Below are 954 nucleotides of genomic sequence, written 5' to 3' on the forward strand. Positions count from 1 at the left end.
CGCCGCTTCGGAGGCCGCTTCCACAGCTGCCGGAGCTGCTGCTTGGCCGCCGCTCAAGAACGCTTCGACGTCCTCACGGGTAATTTTGCCGTTTTTGCCGCTGCCGTTCACCTTGGAGATGTTCACGCTGTTGTCACGGGCGAATTTGCGCACGCTCGGCGTAGCCAGAACGTCGCGGTCCGGTGCCGGAACGGCTTCCGCCCCTCCGGCTTCGCCAGCTTTTGCGTCCGCTGGACTGGCTGCAGCCGGAGACGAACCGGTGTCCGCGCTGCCTTTGGCCGAATCGGCTTCCTGCACGCTCTGCGCCTCGGCGTGTCCGCCTTCCTGCTCCGGAATGTCGCCTTCGGCGTCAATAACGGCAACAGTCTGGCCTACGCGGAATATGTCGCCGTCCTTGGCCAGCACTTCCAGTACGGTTCCGTTAACGGGACATGGAACTTCGACGACAGCTTTGTCGTTCTGCACTTCCATAATAATGTCTTCGTCGGTCACTTTATCCCCGGCCTTGATGTGCATCTTGATGATTTCGCCTTCGTGCAGGCCTTCGCCCAGCTCGGGGAACGGGTAATTGAATTTTGTCACGATCGAAAACCTCCTCTATGAAAAATAACGATTAAAATTCCAGAACTTTCTTCACACCGGCAATGATGCGGGCGGGATTTGGCAGCCAGGTGTCTTCGATCTGGGCGAACGGATATACCGTGTCCGGTCCTGTGATCCGCAGAACGGGGGCTTCGAGATGGAGAATCGCCTTTTCGTTGATCTGTGCAATGACTTCGGCAGCGACACCGGCGCTCTTTTGCGCTTCCTGCACCACAATGGCGCGGTTCGTCTTCTTTACGGATTCCACAATCGTATCGATGTCGATCGGGCTGACGGTGCGCAGGTCAATGATTTCAGCTTTGATGCCGCTCTTCTCAAGTTCATCGGCAGCCTTGGTGGCTGTATGTACCA

Annotated in this window: 2 protein-coding genes; both read right to left on the reverse strand. The window is 57.3% G+C overall.

Features of this window, described 5'->3' with window-relative positions:
- Nucleotides 1-582 (reverse strand): biotin/lipoyl-containing protein (locus L691_RS0126265; protein WP_025693172.1); only part of this gene is annotated, 582 nt, incomplete at its 3' end.
- A gap of 31 nt (nucleotides 583-613) precedes the next feature.
- Nucleotides 614-954 (reverse strand): transketolase C-terminal domain-containing protein (locus tag L691_RS0126270; RefSeq protein ID WP_025693173.1); only part of this gene is annotated, 341 nt, incomplete at its 5' end.

Source organism: Paenibacillus zanthoxyli JH29 (assembly GCF_000520715.1).
In the GTDB taxonomy this organism is placed as follows: domain Bacteria; phylum Bacillota; class Bacilli; order Paenibacillales; family Paenibacillaceae; genus Paenibacillus_AQ; species Paenibacillus_AQ zanthoxyli.